The 1,170-nt window shown below is 52.5% G+C and carries 1 protein-coding gene; it reads left to right on the top strand.

The genetic code is table 11. The features are described from left to right. Positions 1-193: 193 nt before the first annotated feature. Positions 194-1,170: transposase zinc-binding domain-containing protein (locus tag C7H79_RS17160; RefSeq protein ID WP_147383668.1), on the top strand; the 977-nt coding region annotated here is incomplete at its 3' end.

Below are 1,170 nucleotides of genomic sequence, written 5' to 3'. Positions count from 1 at the left end.
CTTCCGTAGTTGCTTTGTAGCATAGCAGGCTGCATGGCTCAAAGAGACACTCGTTAAACTTCCAACCCGGCCAAATAGTCGTATCGATGAGTTGCTACCAGATATCGCCGACCGCGTGGCGGCACATTCTGCTCAATGGACTACACCTCTGGATTTCAAGAAATGCATTAGCTGGTCGATACTTTGAGAACAAATGTTTTCGTTCTCAAAGATCATGTCGACGGCCACACCCCGCGCCCAATTCCACCAAAAGAACCTGCGCCAACCAGCTCAACACGCAGCGGTTGAAAATCAGCTCCACTATGAACGGCACCGACCGGAAGAAACCACTCTGTATCGGTTGGTGCAAGAACACATCGGAACTTTCTTTGCACAGATTGAGACGGAAACCGGTTCAGGGTTACCTGACTTTGTTAAAGACGAATTTGAGGCATTTCTTGAGTGTGGTATTCTGGCCCATGGGTTCTTACGCCTGCGTTGTGCCAGCTGCGCCCATGAGAAACTGGTAGCCTTTTCCTGCAAGCGGCGTGGATTTTGTCCCTCATGCGGTGGACGGCGTATGGCGCAGACGGCTGCTCACCTGGTCGACCACATCATTCCCCGGGCGCCGGTGCGCCAATGGGTGCTCTCACTGCCGATCCCATTGCGTTACCTGTTGGCTGCCCATCCGCATCTGCTCACATCGATATTGCAAGTCATACACCGCGCCATCTCTACTTTTCTGATCAAACAGGCCGGATTGAAACGGATTGATACACAAACCGGTGCGATTACGCTTATTCAACGCTTCGGTTCGGCGGCTAATCTCAATATTCATCTGCATTGCCTCGTGCTTGACGGCGTTTACCGTGTCCAGAATGGTGCGGCGGAATTCCACAGCGCACGGTCACCGACGACTGAGCAGTTGCAAAGACTGCTTAGCCAGATCATCCAGCGCATCATGAAAGCATTGACCCGTAACGGCGCGCTTATTGAGGAGGAGGGGATGAGCTACTTAGCTGAAATGGAAACGGACGCGGCGCTGAGTCCACTGCAATCGGCGGCCTGCACCTACCGGATAGCACTCGGTCGCCGGGCAGGGCAGAAGGTGCTGACGTTAAAAACCATTTCCACACAAAATACGCAACCACAGGAAAACAAAAAATACTGTGTCAATGCACATGGCTTTAG

Origin of the sequence: Nitrosomonas supralitoralis (genome assembly GCF_003011925.2) — a bacterium.
Taxonomy (GTDB): domain Bacteria; phylum Pseudomonadota; class Gammaproteobacteria; order Burkholderiales; family Nitrosomonadaceae; genus Nitrosomonas; species Nitrosomonas supralitoralis.
The sequence above is the reverse complement of the archived record's forward strand: the minus strand, read 5'-3'. Positions and strand labels throughout refer to the sequence as shown.